General features: G+C 72.6%; 16 protein-coding genes and 4 pseudogenes. 12 read left to right on the plus strand and 8 right to left on the minus strand.

What is annotated here, in order from left to right; translation table 11 throughout:
- Window positions 1–4 precede the first annotated feature (4 nt).
- Both ABEB13_RS03905 and ABEB13_RS03910 read right to left on the minus strand, forming a co-directional pair.
- Entirely contained in the window at window positions 5–823 is an 819-nt protein-coding gene (locus tag ABEB13_RS03905) for an MFS transporter (RefSeq protein ID WP_345704291.1), read from the minus strand.
- Entirely contained in the window at window positions 739–1497 is a 759-nt protein-coding gene (locus ABEB13_RS03910; protein ID WP_345704292.1) for an MFS transporter, read from the minus strand. The genes ABEB13_RS03905 and ABEB13_RS03910 overlap by 85 nt, the downstream gene beginning before the upstream one ends.
- A gap of 292 nt (window positions 1498–1789) precedes the next feature.
- On the opposite strand from ABEB13_RS03910, the gene ABEB13_RS40245 reads away from it, so the two are divergent.
- Both ABEB13_RS40245 and ABEB13_RS03925 read left to right on the plus strand, forming a co-directional pair.
- Complete coding sequence (locus ABEB13_RS40245) at window positions 1790–2620, plus strand: winged helix-turn-helix transcriptional regulator (protein ID WP_425559858.1); 831 nt, start codon at window positions 1790–1792, stop codon at window positions 2618–2620.
- A complete protein-coding gene (locus ABEB13_RS03925) occupies window positions 2617–2931 on the plus strand; it encodes a YdeI/OmpD-associated family protein (protein WP_345704294.1) in 315 nt (104 codons plus the stop codon). Before ABEB13_RS40245 ends, ABEB13_RS03925 begins: the two co-directional genes overlap by 4 nt.
- Before the next feature lie 60 nt (window positions 2932–2991).
- On the opposite strand, the gene ABEB13_RS03930 is transcribed toward ABEB13_RS03925, so the two are convergent.
- Entirely contained in the window at window positions 2992–3609 is a 618-nt protein-coding gene (locus tag ABEB13_RS03930; RefSeq protein WP_345704295.1) for a TetR/AcrR family transcriptional regulator, read from the minus strand.
- Between the two features lie 164 nt (window positions 3610–3773).
- Here ABEB13_RS03930 and ABEB13_RS03935 point away from each other — a divergent pair.
- A pseudogene (locus ABEB13_RS03935) lies at window positions 3774–4892 on the plus strand (MFS transporter); the annotation flags it as partial.
- A gap of 526 nt (window positions 4893–5418) precedes the next feature.
- On the opposite strand, the pseudogene ABEB13_RS03940 reads toward ABEB13_RS03935, so the two are convergent.
- Window positions 5419–5652, minus strand: a pseudogene (locus ABEB13_RS03940) (aldo/keto reductase); the annotation flags it as partial.
- Window positions 5653–5663: 11 nt separating this feature from the next.
- On the opposite strand from ABEB13_RS03940, the gene ABEB13_RS03945 reads away from it, so the two are divergent.
- The 6 genes and pseudogenes from ABEB13_RS03945 (at window position 5664) to ABEB13_RS03970 (ending at window position 12871) form a co-directional block, all read left to right on the plus strand.
- The gene (locus ABEB13_RS03945) at window positions 5664–6170 is read left to right on the plus strand and encodes a hypothetical protein (protein ID WP_345704296.1); all 507 of its coding nucleotides are present in this window, start codon (window positions 5664–5666) and stop codon (window positions 6168–6170) included.
- 1077 nt (window positions 6171–7247) lie between these two features.
- Window positions 7248–8089 (plus strand): annotated as a pseudogene (locus tag ABEB13_RS03950) (penicillin-binding transpeptidase domain-containing protein).
- Window positions 8090–8284: 195 nt separating this feature from the next.
- A pseudogene (locus ABEB13_RS03955) lies at window positions 8285–9324 on the plus strand (arabinofuranosidase catalytic domain-containing protein); the annotation flags it as partial.
- Window positions 9313–10179: a ricin-type beta-trefoil lectin domain protein gene (locus ABEB13_RS03960; protein ID WP_345709526.1), complete on the plus strand. Its 867-nt coding sequence runs from the start codon at window positions 9313–9315 to the stop codon at window positions 10177–10179. The pseudogene ABEB13_RS03955 and the gene ABEB13_RS03960, both read left to right, overlap by 12 nt.
- A gap of 510 nt (window positions 10180–10689) precedes the next feature.
- Entirely contained in the window at window positions 10690–11721 is a 1032-nt protein-coding gene (locus tag ABEB13_RS03965) for a glycoside hydrolase family 11 protein (RefSeq protein ID WP_345704297.1), read from the plus strand.
- A 178-nt stretch (window positions 11722–11899) separates the two neighbouring features.
- Window positions 11900–12871 carry a polysaccharide deacetylase family protein gene (locus ABEB13_RS03970; protein ID WP_425559950.1) on the plus strand — a complete coding sequence of 324 codons (972 nt, stop codon included), beginning with the start codon at window positions 11900–11902 and terminating at the stop codon, window positions 12869–12871.
- Window positions 12872–12942: 71 nt separating this feature from the next.
- Here the strand turns inward: ABEB13_RS03970 and ABEB13_RS03975 are convergent, their stop codons facing one another.
- Window positions 12943–13380: a cytidine/deoxycytidylate deaminase family protein gene (locus ABEB13_RS03975; protein ID WP_345704298.1), complete on the minus strand. Its 438-nt coding sequence runs from the start codon at window positions 13378–13380 to the stop codon at window positions 12943–12945.
- 397 nt (window positions 13381–13777) lie between these two features.
- Here ABEB13_RS03975 and ABEB13_RS03980 point away from each other — a divergent pair, with 397 nt between their 5' ends.
- Together ABEB13_RS03980 and ABEB13_RS03985 are read left to right on the plus strand one after the other, a co-directional pair.
- Window positions 13778–13978, plus strand: coding sequence for a hypothetical protein (locus ABEB13_RS03980; RefSeq protein WP_345704299.1), 201 nt, complete (start codon window positions 13778–13780; stop codon window positions 13976–13978).
- Entirely contained in the window at window positions 13945–14244 is a 300-nt protein-coding gene (locus tag ABEB13_RS03985; protein WP_345704300.1) for an LppU/SCO3897 family protein, read from the plus strand. Before ABEB13_RS03980 ends, ABEB13_RS03985 begins: the two co-directional genes overlap by 34 nt.
- Before the next feature lie 76 nt (window positions 14245–14320).
- On the opposite strand, the gene ABEB13_RS03990 is transcribed toward ABEB13_RS03985, so the two are convergent.
- The 3 genes from ABEB13_RS03990 to ABEB13_RS04000 all read right to left on the minus strand — a co-directional run bounded on the left by ABEB13_RS03990 (window position 14321) and on the right by ABEB13_RS04000 (window position 15710).
- Window positions 14321–14731, minus strand: coding sequence for a hypothetical protein (locus tag ABEB13_RS03990; protein ID WP_345704301.1), 411 nt, complete (start codon window positions 14729–14731; stop codon window positions 14321–14323).
- A gap of 61 nt (window positions 14732–14792) precedes the next feature.
- On the minus strand, window positions 14793–15173 hold the full coding sequence (locus ABEB13_RS03995) for a VOC family protein (RefSeq protein ID WP_345704302.1): 381 nt from the start codon (window positions 15171–15173) through the stop codon (window positions 14793–14795).
- Between the two features lie 105 nt (window positions 15174–15278).
- Window positions 15279–15710, minus strand: coding sequence for a hypothetical protein (locus ABEB13_RS04000; protein WP_345704303.1), 432 nt, complete (start codon window positions 15708–15710; stop codon window positions 15279–15281).
- Between the two features lie 175 nt (window positions 15711–15885).
- On the opposite strand from ABEB13_RS04000, the gene ABEB13_RS04005 reads away from it, so the two are divergent.
- Window positions 15886–16827 (plus strand): methyltransferase, encoded by a 942-nt coding sequence (locus ABEB13_RS04005; RefSeq protein ID WP_345704304.1) that lies wholly within the window; start codon window positions 15886–15888, stop codon window positions 16825–16827.
- Window positions 16828–16892: the final 65 nt, after the last annotated feature.

Consider the following 16892-nt stretch of genomic DNA (forward strand, 5'->3'; position numbering starts at 1 on the left):
GCGCTCAGCCGGGCGACTGCGCGGACGGCGCGGGCGAGGGGCGGTCCGACTGGTGCGGCCTGTTGCGGACGGCCGTCAGTGCCAGGACGGCCGCACCGAGGAACACGACGGCGTTGACGACCAGGCCGGCGTGCATCCCGGCGGTGAAGGCGTCCGCGATCGCGGCGCGTGCACCGTGCGGCAGCGGTGCCGCGGCCGCGTGCCCGGCGGCGACACCAGCGGCGACCGGTCCGCGGGCGGCACTCGGGACGCCGTGTGCCGCGAGCTGGTGCGGCAGCTCCGCGGTGAGGCGGCTGGTGAGCAGCGAGCCGAGGAGGGCCGCACCCATGACGGAGCCGACCTGCCGGGCCGTGTTGACCGCCCCGGACGCCATGCCGGCCCGCTCGGGCGCGACGCTGACCAGGGCTGCGGCCGTGCTGGGTGCGGCCACCAGGCCGCAGGCGGCGCCGAAGAGGGCGAGCAGCGGCCACACCCGCGCGTAGGAGGTGCCGGGGTCGACGGTGAGCAGGCCGAGGCTGGCCAGCCCGCCGAGGAGCAGCCCGAGCGCCAGTGGGGCCTTGAAGCCGGTGCGGCGGATCACCCGGCCGGCGCCGAAGGCGACGACGACGTAGACACCGAACAGCACCAGGACGCGCCAGGCCATCGCGAGGGCGCTCAGGTGCTGGACCTGCTCGTAGAAGAGGACGAGCAGGATCGCCACGCCCGTGAAGCCGAACAGCGAGACCGCGGCCACCACCATCACTGCGCTGAAGGACCGTGAGGCGAACAGCCGGAGGTCGAGCGTCGGTGCGGGAACGCGCAGTTCGGCGGCCACGAAGGCCACGGCGCCGACGGCCGCCACGGCCCAGGCGATGACGACATGCGTGCTGCCGTACCCCTCGTGTCCCCCTGGATGAGTGCGTAGACCAGGCCGGCGATGGTCACGGTGCCCAGCAGTGCTCCGATGGCGTCGATCCGGCCGCCGGGGGCCCGGGATTCGGCCACAAAGGGGATGGTGACCAGCAGGGTGAGGACGCCGAGGACGACGTCGGTGAGGAAGACGGCGTGCCAGCCGGCGTGGGCGAGCAGGACGCCGGCGATCAGCGGTCCGACGGCCAGGCCGATGCCGGACGCGGCCGCCCAGGCAGTGACGACCTCCGTCCGGCGGTGGGGGTCCGAGAAGGTCGCGCCGAGGACGGCCAGGCTGTTGGGCAGGATCAGGGCGCCGCCCACGCCGGAGACGAGCTGGCCGGCGATCACCGCTCCGGTGCTGCCGGCCGACGCGGCGAGCAGCCCGCCGACGATCATGACGACGACGCCGGCGCAGAACACCCTCTTGCGCCCGAACCGGTTGCCCAGGGTGCCGGCGGTCAGCACGAGGCTCGCGACGGCCAGCGTGTACGCGCTCGGGATCCAGACGAGAACGCCGGGGGCGACGCGGAGATCGGCCTGGATCTCGGACAGGGCCGCGGCCGCACCGGTGATCAGGACGAAGGTCATCATCGCGCCGAGGCACATCGCCGCCAGGGTCAGCGGTTCACCTCGTCCGCGAGCCGTGCTCCGGACGGCCGCGCCGCCGGCGGGCGACGGGCCCGGCGGGCTCGGCGGGCTCGGCGGGCTCGGCGGGCTCGGCGGGCTCGGCGGGCTCGGCGGGCGGGCTCTCCCCATGGCCGGGGCGTCGGCCGTCCGGGTCGGGTTCATGGTCATGGGGATCCTGTCCGTCCCGTGCGGAACGTTGGTGAGTTTGGATTTCCAACTCACTCTAGACCGGTGCGTAGGAAATCACAACGGACCGCGGTAGCCTTGCCCCATGTCCACGAACGAGGACCTCGCCGGCCGTCCCGCCGACCCGGCCGCGGCTGGAACGCACGAACCCCGCCGGCGCCCCGCCCCACGGGAGTGCTCCATCGCGCGCACGCTGGACGTCGTCGGGGAGAAGTGGTCGCTGCTCGCCCTGCGCGAGGTCTTCTTCGGCGAACGGCGCTTCGAGCAGATCGTCGCCAACACCGGCGCACCGCGGGACATCCTGACGGCGCGGCTGCGCAAGCTCACCGACGCCGGAGTCCTCGACCGGGTCCAGTACTCCGAGCGCCCGCCGCGGTTCGAGTACCACCTCACCCAGGCCGGCCGTGACCTGCAGCCCGTCCTGCTCACCCTGATGCACTGGGGCGACCGGCACCTGGCGGGCGGGCAGCCGCCTCCCACGGTCTGGACCCACACCTGCGGGCACACCCTCACCCCCGGGTCACCTGCGAGAGCTGCACCCGGCCGGTCGAACCCGACAGCCTCGTCCGGGAGTCCGGCACGGCGGTCTGACCGGCCGACGGGCAGCGGCGGCCGACCCGCCTGCGGGCCGGGCGGTAGCCTCGGCCGCGTGGAGGAGATCGACGGGGTGGAGATCATCGCCTTCCGGGACGCCGAGGCGTTCGAGCACTGGCTGGCCGGGCACCACACGCGCCGCGAAGGCGTGTGGGTCAGGATGGCGAAGCGGAAGTCCGGCCTGCCGACGGTCACCGCCGACGAGCTGGTCGACATCGGGCTCTGCTACGGGTGGATCTCCGGCCAACGGCGCTCCTCGACGACCGGCACTACCTCCAGAAGTACGTGCCGCGTCGGCCGGGCAGCCTGTGGTCGCAGGTGAACGTGGACCGGGTCGCGGCACTGACCGCCGACGGCCGGATGCGCGAGCCCGGCCTGGCCGAGGTGCGCACGGCACAGCAGGACGGACGGTGGGCCGCGGCCTACGCGTCGCAGCGGACGGCGACGGTGCCGCCCGACCTCGCCGCGACCCTGGCGGCGGACCCGGAAGCCGCGGCGTCCTTCGAGGCGCTCGACCGGACGGCGCGCTACCAGCTGATCCTGCCGCTGCTCCGGGCCCGCACCCCGGAGACCCGGCAGGCCCGGCTCGACCGGGCCCTGCACGCCCTGCGGGCCACCGACCGGCACAGCTAACCCAGCGGCATCGCACCTGGCCCGGCGGCGGGGCGGGCTCCACGCGGACAGCGGTGACCGCTACAGGCCGCGACTCACCACCGCGAGGACGGACTGCGCGGCGAGCCGGACTTCGTCCTCGGGGAGGTCGCGCAGCGGCCCGTCCACGAGCAGGCTCGACAGTCCGTGCACCGCGGACCAGGCCGCGTACTCCGCACCGGGGCGCCGGTCCGCAGGGAGCGCGCCGACCTCGACGAGTTCGTCGAGCCGGGCGGCCAGCAGGAGGTAGGGGTCCGCGCCGGGGTCGGTGGGGTGCGGGCCGGCCTGCTTGACCCCGCCGTGTCCGCCGGCACCGGAGAAGGCGGTGCGGAACCAGCCGTGTTCGGTGCGGGCGAAGTCGAGGTAGGCGCGGCCGATCGCCTCCAGCCTGGCCCAGGCCCGCGGAACGGGGTCGTCCGGGCCGACGGCGGCGGTACGGCTGATCATCAGCTGCCCGAGCTGCTCGGTGCAACGGGCCGCGACGGCGGCCAGCAGATCCTCGTGGCCGGTGAAGTGGCGGTAGGCGGCGTTGTGAGAGACGCCCGCCTCGCGACTGACGGCCCGCAGCACGACGGCCTGCGGACCGCCGCCCCGCGCCAGGGCCACACCCGCGTCCACCAGGGCCTCACGGAGGTTGCCGTGGTGATAGGTCCGATTCACCGGGATCATCCCCTTGTGCCCGAAATGTTGACAGTGTCCACTTCGAGGACGAGGATGTCAACAACGCCATGTTGTCACCGTCAACATGCACCTCGACCACCACCACCAGCACCACCACCACCGTCCGCACCGCAGCCACCATCAAGAGCCGGCCGGAGGCCCTCATGCCCCACCTCTCCGCACACCGGCGGTACCTCGTCCTCGCGGCCGTCTGCCTGGCCGCCTTCGCGATCAACCTCGACACGACGATCGTCAACGTCGCCCTGCCCGATCTGAGCCGCCAGCTGAACGCCACCACCCGCGACCTGCAGTGGATCGTCGACGGCTACAACCTCGCCTTCGCCGCACTGGTGCTCACCGCCGGCTCGCTCGGCGACCGCTTCGGGCGCCGCCCCGCCCTGCTGTTCGGCCTGGCGGGATTCGCCGCCACCAGCGCGCTCGGCGGCGTCGCCGGATCACCGGAGGCGCTGATCGTCATCCGGTTCGCCATGGGGGCCTGCGCGGCCACCATCTTCCCGACCACCCTGTCGATCATCACCAACGCCTTCCCCGACCGGCGGGAGCGGGCGAAGGCGGTCGGCCTGTGGGGCGCCGTCACCGGACTCGGCGTCGCCGTCGGACCGGTGATCGGCGGCCTGCTGCTGACCCGCTTCGGCTGGCCGTCCGTCTTCGTCGCGCTCGTCCCCGTCGCCCTCGTCGCACTGGCGGCCACCTGGGCCTGGGTACCCGAGTCCAGTGACCCGGCCGAGGCCCGCCTCGACCTCCCCGGACTGCTCGCGTCCTCCGCCGCCATCGGTGTCCTGGTCTACACGATCATCGAGGCCCCGACACGCGGCTGGAGCGCCCCCGCCACGGTCACCGGCTTCGCCCTCGCCGCCGTGCTCACCGTCGTCTTCGTCCTCGTCGAACGGCGGCGCAGCCACCCGATGATCGACCTCACCCTGTTCCGCACACCCGCGTTCTCGGCGGCGAGCGGGTCGGTCACGGTGGCGTTCTTCGCGCTCTTCGGGTTCATCTTCCTGGTGACCCAGTACTTCCAGTTCATCCGCGGCTACGGCACGCTCTCCACCGGCGTGCGGATCCTGCCGGTCGCCCTGACCATCGCGCTCGGCTCGCTCGGCGGCGTCGCCCTGGTCGCCCGGATCGGCACCCGCGCGGTGGTCACCACCGGGCTGCTCCTGCTCGGCACGTCGTTCGCCTGGATCGCCGTCTCGCCGGCGTTCATGTCCTACGACCGCATCGTCGGGCAGATGGTGCTGCTCGGGCTGGGCCTCGGACTGACCACGGCGCCCGCCACCGAATCCATCCTCAGCGTGCTTCCCCGGCCAAGGCGGGCGTCGGCTCGGCGGTCAACGACGCCACCCGCGAGGCCGGCGGCACCTTGGGCGTCGCCGTCCTCGGCAGCATCTTCACCTCCCTCTACGCCGCCCACCTGGCCGGGACGTCCTTCGCCGCCCTCCCCGCGCACGTCGGTGACGCGGCCCGGAACTCGGTCGCCGCCGCGCTCGGCGCCGCCGGCGGCACACCCGGCCGGGCCGGTCAGGAGCTGCTCGGCGCCGTCCAGGACTCCTTCCTGCACGGCTTCCACGTCGCCTGTGTCGTCGCGGCCGGCGTCTGCCTGCTCGGCGCCGTCGGCGCACTCGCCCTGCCCGGCCGCAGCAGGCCGCCCGCGCCCCCGACGCCGGCCGTCGCCGTCGGACGGCCCGCGGCGTCCACGGCCACGGCCCCGGGCCGGCCCCGGACCTGACGGCCCGCCGAACCGGGCGGGCCCGCGCGACACCGCCTCAGGACAACGGCTCCGGGTACCCCTCAGTGCGCGCCGTCGAGCCTGGCCAGCTGGTCGTCCGAGAGTTCCAGGTCGACCGCGGCCAGGCTCTCGTCGAGCTGCGCCACCGAGGACGCTCCGACCAACGGCACGACCGGCAGCGGCCCGAGCAGTTGCCACGCCAGCACGACCTGGTTGACGCTCGCCCCGGTCTCCCCGGCGACCTCCCGCAGCGCGGCCAGCCGGGCGGCGGTGCCCGGGTGGTTACGGTGTCCTGGTCGCCGTCCTGGTGACGGCGGGTGGTTTCGGCTGGGCGTACCGGGACAACTTCGCGGCCCTGGGCGCCTACCGCTTCCAGGCGCCGCAGAGCTTCCGTTCGCTGCCCGCCACCCCTTTCGAGCACGCTGCCGTGGCGAGCCTGGGGACGGGTGCGGAGCGCAGCAACGGGCCGATCGTCGCCTTCTACGGGGACGGGAAGACCTCGATGATCGCAGCCCTGGGACACCACGAGCACTTCTTCGACCCGGCGGGAAGCCTCGCGGCCGACCTCCGCGCGCTGACGGAGAACGGGACACCGCTGGTGGACGCGCACCCGGTGGATCCCGGTCCCCGCGGCGGCCGGATGTCCTGCGGGACGGTACGCCTGCCGACCTTCGGCGAGTCGGGCGCGTGCGCCTGGGTCGACGGCAGCATGTCGGTCGCCTACTTCGAGGCGCGGACGGACATCACGGTCGATCAGGACCAGCTCGCCGCGCACGCAAGGGAGTTCCGCGACCTGGCCGAGGTGCCGGACTGACCGGACGGCAGCCCGCACCGGGGTCGCCGACGCTCCGGGACCGACGACGTGCCCGGGGCCGGCGCGGAGGACTTCTGCACGGGAACCGCCGCGGCCTGCCGCGCTTCACCGGTCCGCCGCCCGGCGCCGTCTACGATCGGCAGGTCAAGCGGGCCGCCCGGCGGGCGACGGGATCTGGACCTGAGGATCGGCGCCATGTACAGCAGCGAGCGGAACGGAACGCACCGGATCCTCGGCGCACTGGGGGCCGTCGCACTGGCAGCGGCCGGCTACGGGGCATACGCCCTGCTGTCCGGCCCTTCGGGCAGCGGCTCGAAGGGCCGGACGGTCGTGGCCGAGCCGCCGTCCCCGGAGTCCGCCGCCGCCGGGGCGAAGGCCTTCCTGGCCGCCTGGGCCTCGGGTGACCTCCGGGCGGCCGCCGCCCTGACCGACTCCCCCGACGCTGCGGCCGCGGCACTGACGGCCTTCCGCGACGGGCTCAGGCCGTCCGGCCTCTCCCTGGCCGCCGCGGGGCAGGTCTCCGCACCGCCCGCCGCACCGCCTGCCGCACCGCCTGCCGCACCGTCCTCGCCCGGCCCGAACACCACCGTGCACCAGGTCGTGGAGGGCTTCACCGCGCAGGTCCGCTTCGCCGCGGCCCCGACCGCGTGGTCCTACGACGGCCGGATCGGCATGGTGCGGATGAGCGACGGCAAGGCCGCAGTCCACTGGGATCCCGGCGTGATCCACCCGCGGCTGACGGCCGGTGAGAGCATCACCGTGCAGCGGAACTCGGCGGTCCCGACCTCGGTGACGGACCGCCACGGCAAGCCGCTGACCGGTCTCCCCTCGCTCGCCCCGCTGCTCGGACAGTTCAGCGCCTCGCGGCCACTGCCCGCCGGCGCGCCGGACGACGGCTCCGCCGGCAGCAGCGTGGTGATCACCAAGGACTCCGGTCAGGGCAGGCCGGAGAGCCTCTTCACCATCGCCGCGCCGAAGGCCGGCCCGCCGCTGCGGCTCACTCTCGACGCCGACCTGCAGCGTGCCGCGGAGCAAGCGGTCGCCGCCCAGGCCGGCGGCGGGACGCACAACGCCTCCATGGTCGCGATCGAACCCAGCACCGGCCATGTGCTGGCGGTCGCCAACGCGCCTGCGGGCGGCTTCAACCGGGCCTTCCAGGGGGCCACCGCCCCCGGCTCCACCCTGAAGATCATCGTGTCGGCCGCCCTCCTGGAGGCGGGACTGACCCCCGACTCGCCCGTGCCCTGCCCGGCGACGAAGGTGGTCAACGGACAGACCTACAAGAACGACTTCCCGGAGCCCCACGAGGACTACACGCTGGCCCAGGACTTCGCGATCTCGTGCAACACGGCGTTCATCGGGCAGGCGATGGCCACCCTGAAGCCGGGCGCGCTCGAGGCCGAGGCCGCCGACGTCTTCGGCATCAGCGGCAGCCCCGGCTGGAAGACCGGCCTGACCAACACCGACGGCCGGATCCCGCCTCCGGCCGACGGCACCAACGCCACGGCCGCGCAGTACATCGGCCAGGGCACCGTCACCATGAACACCCTCGCCATGGCCTCCGTGGCGGCCACCGTCCAGAGCGGCACCTTCCGGCAGCCGATCCTCGTCGCCGACCTCCCCAGCCGGCGGCCAAGCGGCAGTTGGCGGCGGGCACCGACGCGGCACTCAAGGCACTGATGAACGCCGCCACCCGCGGGAACGGCACCGCCGCCCAGGCGATGGCGGGGCTCGACGGCGACATCGGCGCCAAGACCGGCACCGCCGAGGTCGGCGCACCGAACGCCCCCACCAACAGCTGGTTCGCCTGCTACCGCGGCGATCTCGCGGTGGCGACCGAGGTGGAGGGCGGCGGGTTCGGCGCCGACGCCGCGGGCCCTGCCTCCGCCGAGGTCCTGCGGATCGGGAACGCCGGCTGAGCCCGCTGCCGACGCCCCGAGGACCCCGGAAAGGAAACAGGTTCGGACATATCCTCACGGGCCGAGGAAAATAAAAGCAACAAATATTGACCTGATCGACCATGCGGCGTACCTTCGGGCAAGCGTCGCACAGCGTGAACTAAGCCGCTGCGCAGACGAGTTCGAGCTCCCACCCCCACCCACCAGGAGCACAGCATGCGCAGAAGGACACTTGACGGTGCGTCAACAGCCTTACGGTTCAGCGTGATCGGCCCGGCCCGTCGACTCCGGCGGTCCCTGCTGTCGGCCGTGGCGACCCTCGGGCTCCTGCTCGGGGCCCTGATCGCCATACCCGGCGTGTCGCAGGCCGCCGGCTCACTGCCGTGCGACATCTACGGCAACGCCGGGACACCCTGCGTTGCCGCGCACAGCACCGTGCGTGCCGTCCTCTCCTCGTACAGCGGCCCGCTCTACCAGGTCACCCGCGCCTCGGACGGCGCCACCGCGGACATCGGCCTGCTGGCCCAGGGCGGCTACGTCAACGCCGCCCAGCAGGACGCGTTCTGCGCCAACACCACCTGTCGGATCGGCAAGGTCTACGACCAGACCGCCCGGCACAACGACCTCTACCCCGGCCCCGCGGGCACGGCCGGCATGGGCGCCGACCGCGGAGCGGACGCGAGCGAGATCGCCGTGACGGCCGGCGGCCACAAGGCGTACGGCATCTGGATCTCCCCGGCGTCGGCTACCGGTCGCACGGTGCGGCGGCCGGCGTCGCCGTCAACGGCCAGGCCGAGGGCGCCTACATGGTGGCCAGCGGCACCCACGTCGGATCCGCCTGCTGCTTCGACTACGGCAACGCGGAGAGCACCGCCGCCGACACCGGCAACGGCCACATGGACGCGGTGAGCATCGCGACCACCTGCTACTTCGCGCCCTGCACCGGATCGGGCCCGTGGATCGAGGCCGACCTCGAGAACGGCATGTTCCAGGGCAACAACGGTTCCAACACCGCGAACACCGGCAACAACAGCCCGTTCGTGACCGCCGTCCTGAAGAACAACGGCCAGACCACCTATGCGCTCAAGGGCGGCAACTCGCAGTCCGGCGCGCTGAGCACCTGGTGGAACGGCTCGCTGCCGACCCGCGGCGGCTATCTGCCGATGCACCAGGAGGGCGGCATCATCCTGGGCACCGGCGGCGATAACAGCAACTGGAACATGGGCACGTTCTTCGAGGGCGTGATGGTCTCCGGCTACCCGACCGACGCCGCGGAGAACGCCGTCCAGGCGAACATCGTCTCGGTCGGGTACTCCGGCCAGACGAACGTCCCCAACGGCCCGCAGGGGACGATCACCGGCCCGGGCGGCCAGTGCGTCGACGTCGGCGCCGACGACACCGGCGTCAACGGCACCGGCGTCCAGCTGTGGAACTGCCAGTCCTACGCCGAGGACCAGCACTGGACGCACAACGCCAACGGCTCACTCGCCACCATCGGGCGGTGCCTCGACATCAACGGCAACGGCACGGCCAACGGCACCCAGGTCGAGCTGTGGGACTGCAACGGCGTCGGCGGCCAGAAGTGGATCCAGCAGGCCGACGGCTCGCTGCTGAACCCGCAGTCGGGGCGCTGCCTCGACTCGCCCAGCGGCGCGACCGCCAACGGCACCCGCCTCCAGATCTGGGACTGCAACGGCAGCGCGGCGCAGAAGTTCGCCGTCAACGGCGGCTCCCCGATCGCCGCCCCGGGCGGCAAGTGCGTCGACGTCGCGGCGGACGACTCGGGCGTCAACGGCACGGCCGTTCAGCTGTGGGACTGCCAGTCCTACGCGGTCGACCAGCACTGGTATCACAACGCCAACGGCTCGCTCAGGACGCTCGGCCGCTGCCTCGACATCAACGGCAACGGCACGGCCAACGGCACCCAGGTCGAACTGTGGGACTGCAACGGCGCGGGCGGCCAGGTCTGGAACCAGCAGGCCGACGGCTCGCTGGTCAACCCGCAGTCGGGGCGCTGCCTCGACTCGCCCAGCGGCGCCACCGCCAACGGCACCCGCCTCCAGATCTGGGACTGCAACGGCAGCACGGCGCAGAAGTTCACGCTGAGCTGAGTCCGCCCGGCAGGGCGGTCGCGCGCAACACCTGCACCCGCGAGGGGCGAGGGACCATCGGTCCCTCGCCCCCTCGTTCGCGTTCCGGCCCGACTTCGGAACACCGGGCCTCGAAACATTTCGCTTGCATCGATCGAGCCCTTGATCCCCTCCTCTCGATTTCATCGGGCGATTTCAGACCTCCACGACCTGCCGCGTCATTGAGCTGCAACTATTTTGCCCGACAAGGCACTTGGGCGGGCCGATACTTTCGCTGCTCCTGCCGAAAGTATTGACACCCCGACAGGCCGGATCAACACTGTTCGCCGTTGACAGTCCTCAGCCAGGGCCGGTCCGGGTCACCACCACGACCCGGCCGTCCGTTCGGCGACGGCACGACCACCGGCCGACCCCTGCCGCGTTGCCCCACGCCGACGTGCGATCGCTGTCATCCCCGGGCTCCGACAGCCCCGCCCGGGTGGCGCCGCCCCACCCGGTCCCCCACCCACCTCACCAGGAGGAAGCACCCTCATGAACCGAACCCCCAACCGGCCCAGGCGCCGTGGGCCCGCCCGATCCGGCCCGCTCGGCCGCCTCCGCTCGATCGTCAGCAGCGCCTGCGTCCTGGCGCTGGTGGCCGTGGTCGCGATGATCACGCCCGGTACGGCCAACGCCGACACCGTCGTCTCCTCGAACCAGACCGGCACCAACAACGGCTACTACTACTCGTACTGGACCGACGGCGGCGGGTCCGTCTCGATGAACCTGGGAGCCGGCGGGAACTACAGCACGTCCTGGAGCAACAGCGGCAACTTCGTCGCCGGGAAGGGCTGGGCCACCGGCGGCCGCCAGGCCGTGAACTACTCCGGCACGTTCAACCCGTCCGGCAACGCGTACCTGTCGCTCTACGGATGGACGACCAACCCGCTGGTCGAGTACTACATCGTCGACAACTACGGCACCTACAAGCCCACCGGGACGTACAAGGGCACCGTCACCAGTGACGGCGGCACCTACGACATCTACGAGACGACCCGCACCAACGCCCCCTCCATCCAGGGCACCGCGACGTTCAACCAGTACTGGAGCGTCCGGCAGTCCAAGCGCACCGGCGGCACCATCACCACCGGCAACCACTTCGACGCGTGGGCAAGCCACGGCATGAACCTGGGCACCTTCAACTACATGATCCTCGCGACCGAGGGCTACCAGAGCAGCGGCAACTCCAACATCACGCTGGGCACTTCGTCCGGCGGGGGCAGCACCGGCGGCGGAACGGGTGGCGGCAGCGGCAGCGGCGGCTGCACCGCCACGCTCTCCGCCGGCCAGCAGTGGAGCGACCGCTACAACCTCAACGTCGCCGTCACCGGCTCCACCAACTGGACCGTCACCATGAACCTCCCCACCCCCGAGAAGATCCTCTCCACCTGGAACACCGCCGCCACCTACCCCAGCGCCCAGGTCCTCACCGCCAAACCCAACGGCAACGGCAACAACTGGGGCCTCACCATCCAGACCAACGGCACCTGGACCTGGCCCACCGTCACCTGCACCACCACCTGACCCACCGCCCCCACACCCACGGCCTTCTGCACCCAGGCACCCACCTCCGCACCATCGCCCCCCAACGTCAGAGCCCCGGGATACCCGGGCCACGGCCGCCGGGTGCCACCCGACCACGGTCGGGTGGCACCCGGCAGGAGGAGAACCCACCCCGCATGCGAACCCCACCCCGCTCTCGCTGCGCTCCCTGGTCACGGGACTGACCGTCGCCGCACTCGCCCTGGCCGGCGCCGTCACCTCGACCGTCGAGGCCACCCCGTCGCATGCCGCGACCTGCAGCGGCTACGTCGGCCTCACCTTCGATGACGGACCGTCCAACGACCACACGCCCGGCCTGCTCAACGCGCTCAAGCAGAACGGGCTGCGCGCCACGATGTTCAACGAGGGCCAGTACGCGGCCGCCTACCCGGCCCAGGTCCAGGCCGAGATCAACGCCGGTATGTGGGTCGGCAACCACAGTTACACCCACCCGCACCTGATCCAGGAGACCCAGGCGCAGATCGACTCCGAGGTCTCCCGGACGCAGCAGGCGATCGCCGGTGCCGGCGGCGGCACCCCGAAGTTGTTCCGCCCGCCCTACGGTGAGACCAACGCGACCCTGCAGGCGGTGGAGGCGAAGTACGGCCTCACGCAGATCATCTGGGACGTCGACTCGCAGGACTGGAACGGCGCCACCACGGATGCCATCGTGCAGGCCAACGCCCGACTCACCAACGGGCAGATCATCCTCATGCACGAATGGCCGGCCAACACGCTCGCCGCGATCCCCCGCATCGCGCAGGGCCTGGCCGCCCGCGGTCTGTGCGCCGGCATGATCTCCCCGCAGACCGGCCGCGCCGTCGCCCCCGACGGCGGCGGCACCGGCGGCGGAACGGGTGGCGGCAGCGGCTGCACCGCCACGCTCTCCGCCGGCCAGCAGTGGAGCGACCGCTACAACCTCAACGTCGCCGTCACCGGCTCCAGCAACTGGACCGTCACCATGAACCTCCCCACCCCCGAGAAGATCCTCTCCACCTGGAACACCGCCGCCACCTACCCCAGCGCCCAGGTCCTCACCGCCAAACCCAACGGCAACGGCAACAACTGGGGCCTCACCATCCAAACCAACGGCACCTGGACCTGGCCCACCGTCACCTGCACCACCACCTGACCCACCGCCCCCACATCAGTGCACCGGTGGCGCGGCGGCCCCTGACCGCCGCGCCACGAGCACGGGGTGGGTCAGCCCTGGCTGGTCGGTGCAGTCTCCGCCGCATCGAGCTGGTGATCCGCCCAGACATAGCTCTCGGGCAGCAGGTCGCCGATGGCGACCGTCCGGAGGCGGTCACGTGCACCGACGATGACCTTCAGGGTCGGGAAGTAGTCAAGGAGGGCCTGTCGGCAGCGTCCGCACGGGGGCACCACACCTCGGTCGCGGTCACCCACGGCAACGATGGTGTCCAGGTCGTAGGCGCCCTGGGCGGCGGCCGTGCCGATGAGGACCAGCTCCGCGCACGGTCCGCCGGTGAAGTGGTGGGCGTTCACCGCAGTGACGATCCGTCCGTCCCGGTTGCGGGCCGCGGCCGCCATGGTGTGGTTGTCGCCCCGGCAGCGAGTGGCCGCGACGTGCGCCGCAGCCTGGACCAGTTCGTGATCGACGGAGTCGGTCGGTGCGGTCATCGTCGGCGCCTTCCTGAGGGATGGTGGTGCAGCCGATCATGCTGCCACGAGCCCCCGGGTCTGCGGTCCGCGGCCCCGGAACAGGAGGACCGCCCGACCTCCCCATCGCCCGTCCCTCGGTCGCTCCTGGCGGTCCGTCGGCGCCGATCGGTACCATCCATCCGCTGTCCGTTCGTCTGGAGATCCCCCCGTGTCCGTGCCCACGCCGTCGAAGTCCGCCGGGAGTTCGACACTTCCCGGAACCTCCCCGCGCCCCGGCCCGGTCTGCGACATCTGCGGGTCGGCGCCGGCTGCGGACGCGACCTTCCGCGGCCATCAGGGATTCCTCGTCCTGATGCGGTTCCCCAGGGCCGACGGACCGTTCTGCCGGAGCTGCGGTGTCGCGCTCCACCGAAGCATGACGGCCAGAACGTTGTGGCAGGGCTGGACGGGCATCGTCTCCCTGGTCGTCAACCCGGTCGTCATCGTCGCCAATCTGGTGAATCTGGCGAGGATGCGCCGACTCGCCCCGCCGGCCGGCGGCCCGGGTGTCCCCTCCGGCCGGGCCGTCCGCTGCTCCTGCGGGTGGAGCTCCTCGGACTCCTGCTGCCCGTCCTGATCGTCGGCACCGTCGTGCGGGACGCGACGACCAGCACCGACTACGCCGCCGTCGGCGACTGCCTCCACCGGGGCGAGGACTCCGCCCTGCCCGACATCACGGTCGTGCCCTGCTCGGACCCCGATGCCGACTACCGGGTGGTCGCCCGGTTCGACTCCTCCGACCCCGACGTCTGCGACACCTACCCCGGTTCGGAGGTCTCCGTCGCCCTGCGCCGCGGCCCGACGGCGTACACCCTCTGCCTCTCCCGGGTCGGCCGCCCCTGAGATCCGGCGACGGCACGCCCGATCGGCACCGACGCGGGCCGCCATGACCCGGCCGGGGCCAGTGGGGCGAGCGCGACTACGACGTGCCTGCCACTGTGTCGCCGACGATGGACCCGACGGCCGTGTCGACCGCAAGGCAGAACTCCTCGTCGCGCACGATGTCGCCGCCGTAACGGCGCCCGGCGGCGCGGGCCGCGGTGAGCACCGGGACGGCGGCGGCCGCAGGCCCGCCGATCGCGCCGAGCAGACGAACCACCGGCAACACCAACGGATCCGCCACCCCGGCCCGGAGCGGCGCGAGTTCCGGCACCAGCACGTCCACGGCGGTGTCCGCGTCACCGGTGATCCGCCACCAGACGCGGGCCGCGCCGAACCGGTCGTCGCTGTCGCGGGCCCGCCACGCCTGGCGGGCCAGGAAGTTCAGGGCAGCAGCGCGGGTGGCGCCGGTCGAGTTCGGGGAGCAGGGCGAACAATGCCTCGGCCACACACGAGAGCAGCGTCGCCCGGGGCCACGCCCCGCGGCACATCGCCACGGAGCCCGCAGCCTGTCAGGTGGTCAGTGCGCGCTCGGCAGCGCTGCGTTCGACGCAGAACTCGTTGCCCTCGGGGTCGGCCAGCGTCACCCAGCCGGTCCCGTCCGGCTTGCGGTGATCACCCACGAGCGTGGCCCCCAGGACGAGGATGCGCTGCACCTCGTCGTCCCGCGAGCGGTCCTGGGGCTGCAGGTCCAGGTGCAGCCGGTTCTTCACGGCTTTCGCGTCCGGTACCGTCACGAAGAGCAGGGCCGACCCGGGCGCCGTGACCAGCGCCTCGGGATCACCCGGGAAGTCGTCGTCGCCGAGGGAGCCGTCGAGGACGGCCGCCCAGAACTCTGCAAGACGGTAGGCATCCGAACAGTCGAAGGTCAGGTGCCGCGCGAGAGAAGCCATGCGGCGAAGTGTCGCCGACACCCGTTCAACCTGTCCACGCCATTGCGGACCGGCACCTGCAGCCTGGCGTGTGCGGGGAATCCCCTGCCGGCGCTCTGCACCTGCCTACAGGGACATGCCGCAGTACAGGGCCCGCTGCCCGGCATCGCGGGCCAGGTCGGCGAGCCGCACCAGGAAGTCGGCGATCAGCTCCGCGTCATGCCATGCGCCGTCCTCGGTGAGGGTGCAGGCGGTCGCGGCCTCGCCCAGGCGACTGCTCGTGGCCGACGCGAGTGCGTCGCGCAGGGCGTCCGGGAGCGACACCAGCCAGCGGCCGTCGTCCTGAGGATCACTCAGCAGGGTGCAGAAGCGCGGGTCGGCCTTGATCTCCTCGTCCGACGCGCCCATCAGGAAGGCCTGGACCGTACCGAGGAGCGTGTACGGGTCGGTGCCCTTGATCCCCACCGTCCCGAACAGGTCGTCGATACGGCCGTCCTGGAAGGCGGCCAGGGCCCGGACGTCGTCGGCGGCCGCGTAGTAGTCGTAGATGCTTCCCATGAAGAGATCGTGCCCGCCGTCACCGACAGTCGAGCGGGAGCTCGCCCCGCGCCGGGGGAAGGCCAGCAACGCCTACGCCGAGCCGGCCTTGCGCACGCGGCTGTCGAATCCCCATCTTCTTGCGCATTACGCAAGAAGATGTGCGCACAACGCATCGGTCCGTACGATCGGGCTCATGGCACACCCCGCATCGCACGCCCACACCGACGCCCCGACCCACGCCGAGCCCCACAGCCACCGGCACGACCATGAGCAGGACCACTCGCACGGCCACCGGCACGGTTCGGACGGCGTGGCGGAGGGCGCCATGGCTCGGGTTCTCGACCTCGACGCCGAGTTGTTCGGCGGGTACCTCACTGCCGTGACCGGCCGGCTCGCCGGGCTGGCCGGCGGGGGTGTCACGCACATCGTCGACCTGGGGGCCGGGACGGGGACCGGGACGTTCGCCCTGCTGGAGCGCTTCCCCGGCGCCCGGGTGACTGCCGTCGACAGCTCGCCCGCCATGTTGGCCGGGCTGGAGCGCACGGCGCAGGCCAAGGGGCTGGGCAGCCGGGTCAGCACCCTGGAGGCGGATGCCGGAAGCGGCCTGCCCGGCATCACCGGCGCGGACCTCGTGTGGGCGTCGGCCTCCCTCCACCACCTGGACGACCCGGCCGCGGCCCTCGACGGGATCCGCGCGGCGCTGCGGCCGGGCGGGCTGCTGGCCGTCGCCGAGATGGACGGGATGCCGCGCTTCCTGCCCGACGCCGTGGTGCCGGACCGCCCCGGCCTGGAGGAACGCTGCCGTCACGCACTGTCCGCGCTCCACGCCGACCAGGTGCCGCACCTCGGTGCCGACTGGGGGGCGCTGCTGACCGCGGCGGGCCTGACCGTCGAGGCGGAGCACACCGAGGACCTGGAGCTGCGCGCCCCACTGCCGCCCGCCGCCGGAGAGTACGCCCACCTGGTGCTCGGCCGGGTCCGGGACGCCCTCGACGGGCGCCTCGACCCCGCGGACAGGAGCGCGCTCGACGCCGTCCTGAACGGCGGCGCGCTCGATGTGCGCCACCGTGACGACCTCACGGTGCGTTCCACCCGCTGGACGTGGACGGCCCGCCGTCCCACCGACCGGCCCTGACGTCCGCACACCCCGAGGGCAGTGGAGCGCGGCGAGGCCCGGCCCGATCGGACCTCGCCGCGGCG

This window comes from Kitasatospora paranensis, from assembly GCF_039544005.1.
In the GTDB taxonomy this organism is placed as follows: Bacteria; Actinomycetota; Actinomycetes; order Streptomycetales; family Streptomycetaceae; genus Kitasatospora; species Kitasatospora paranensis.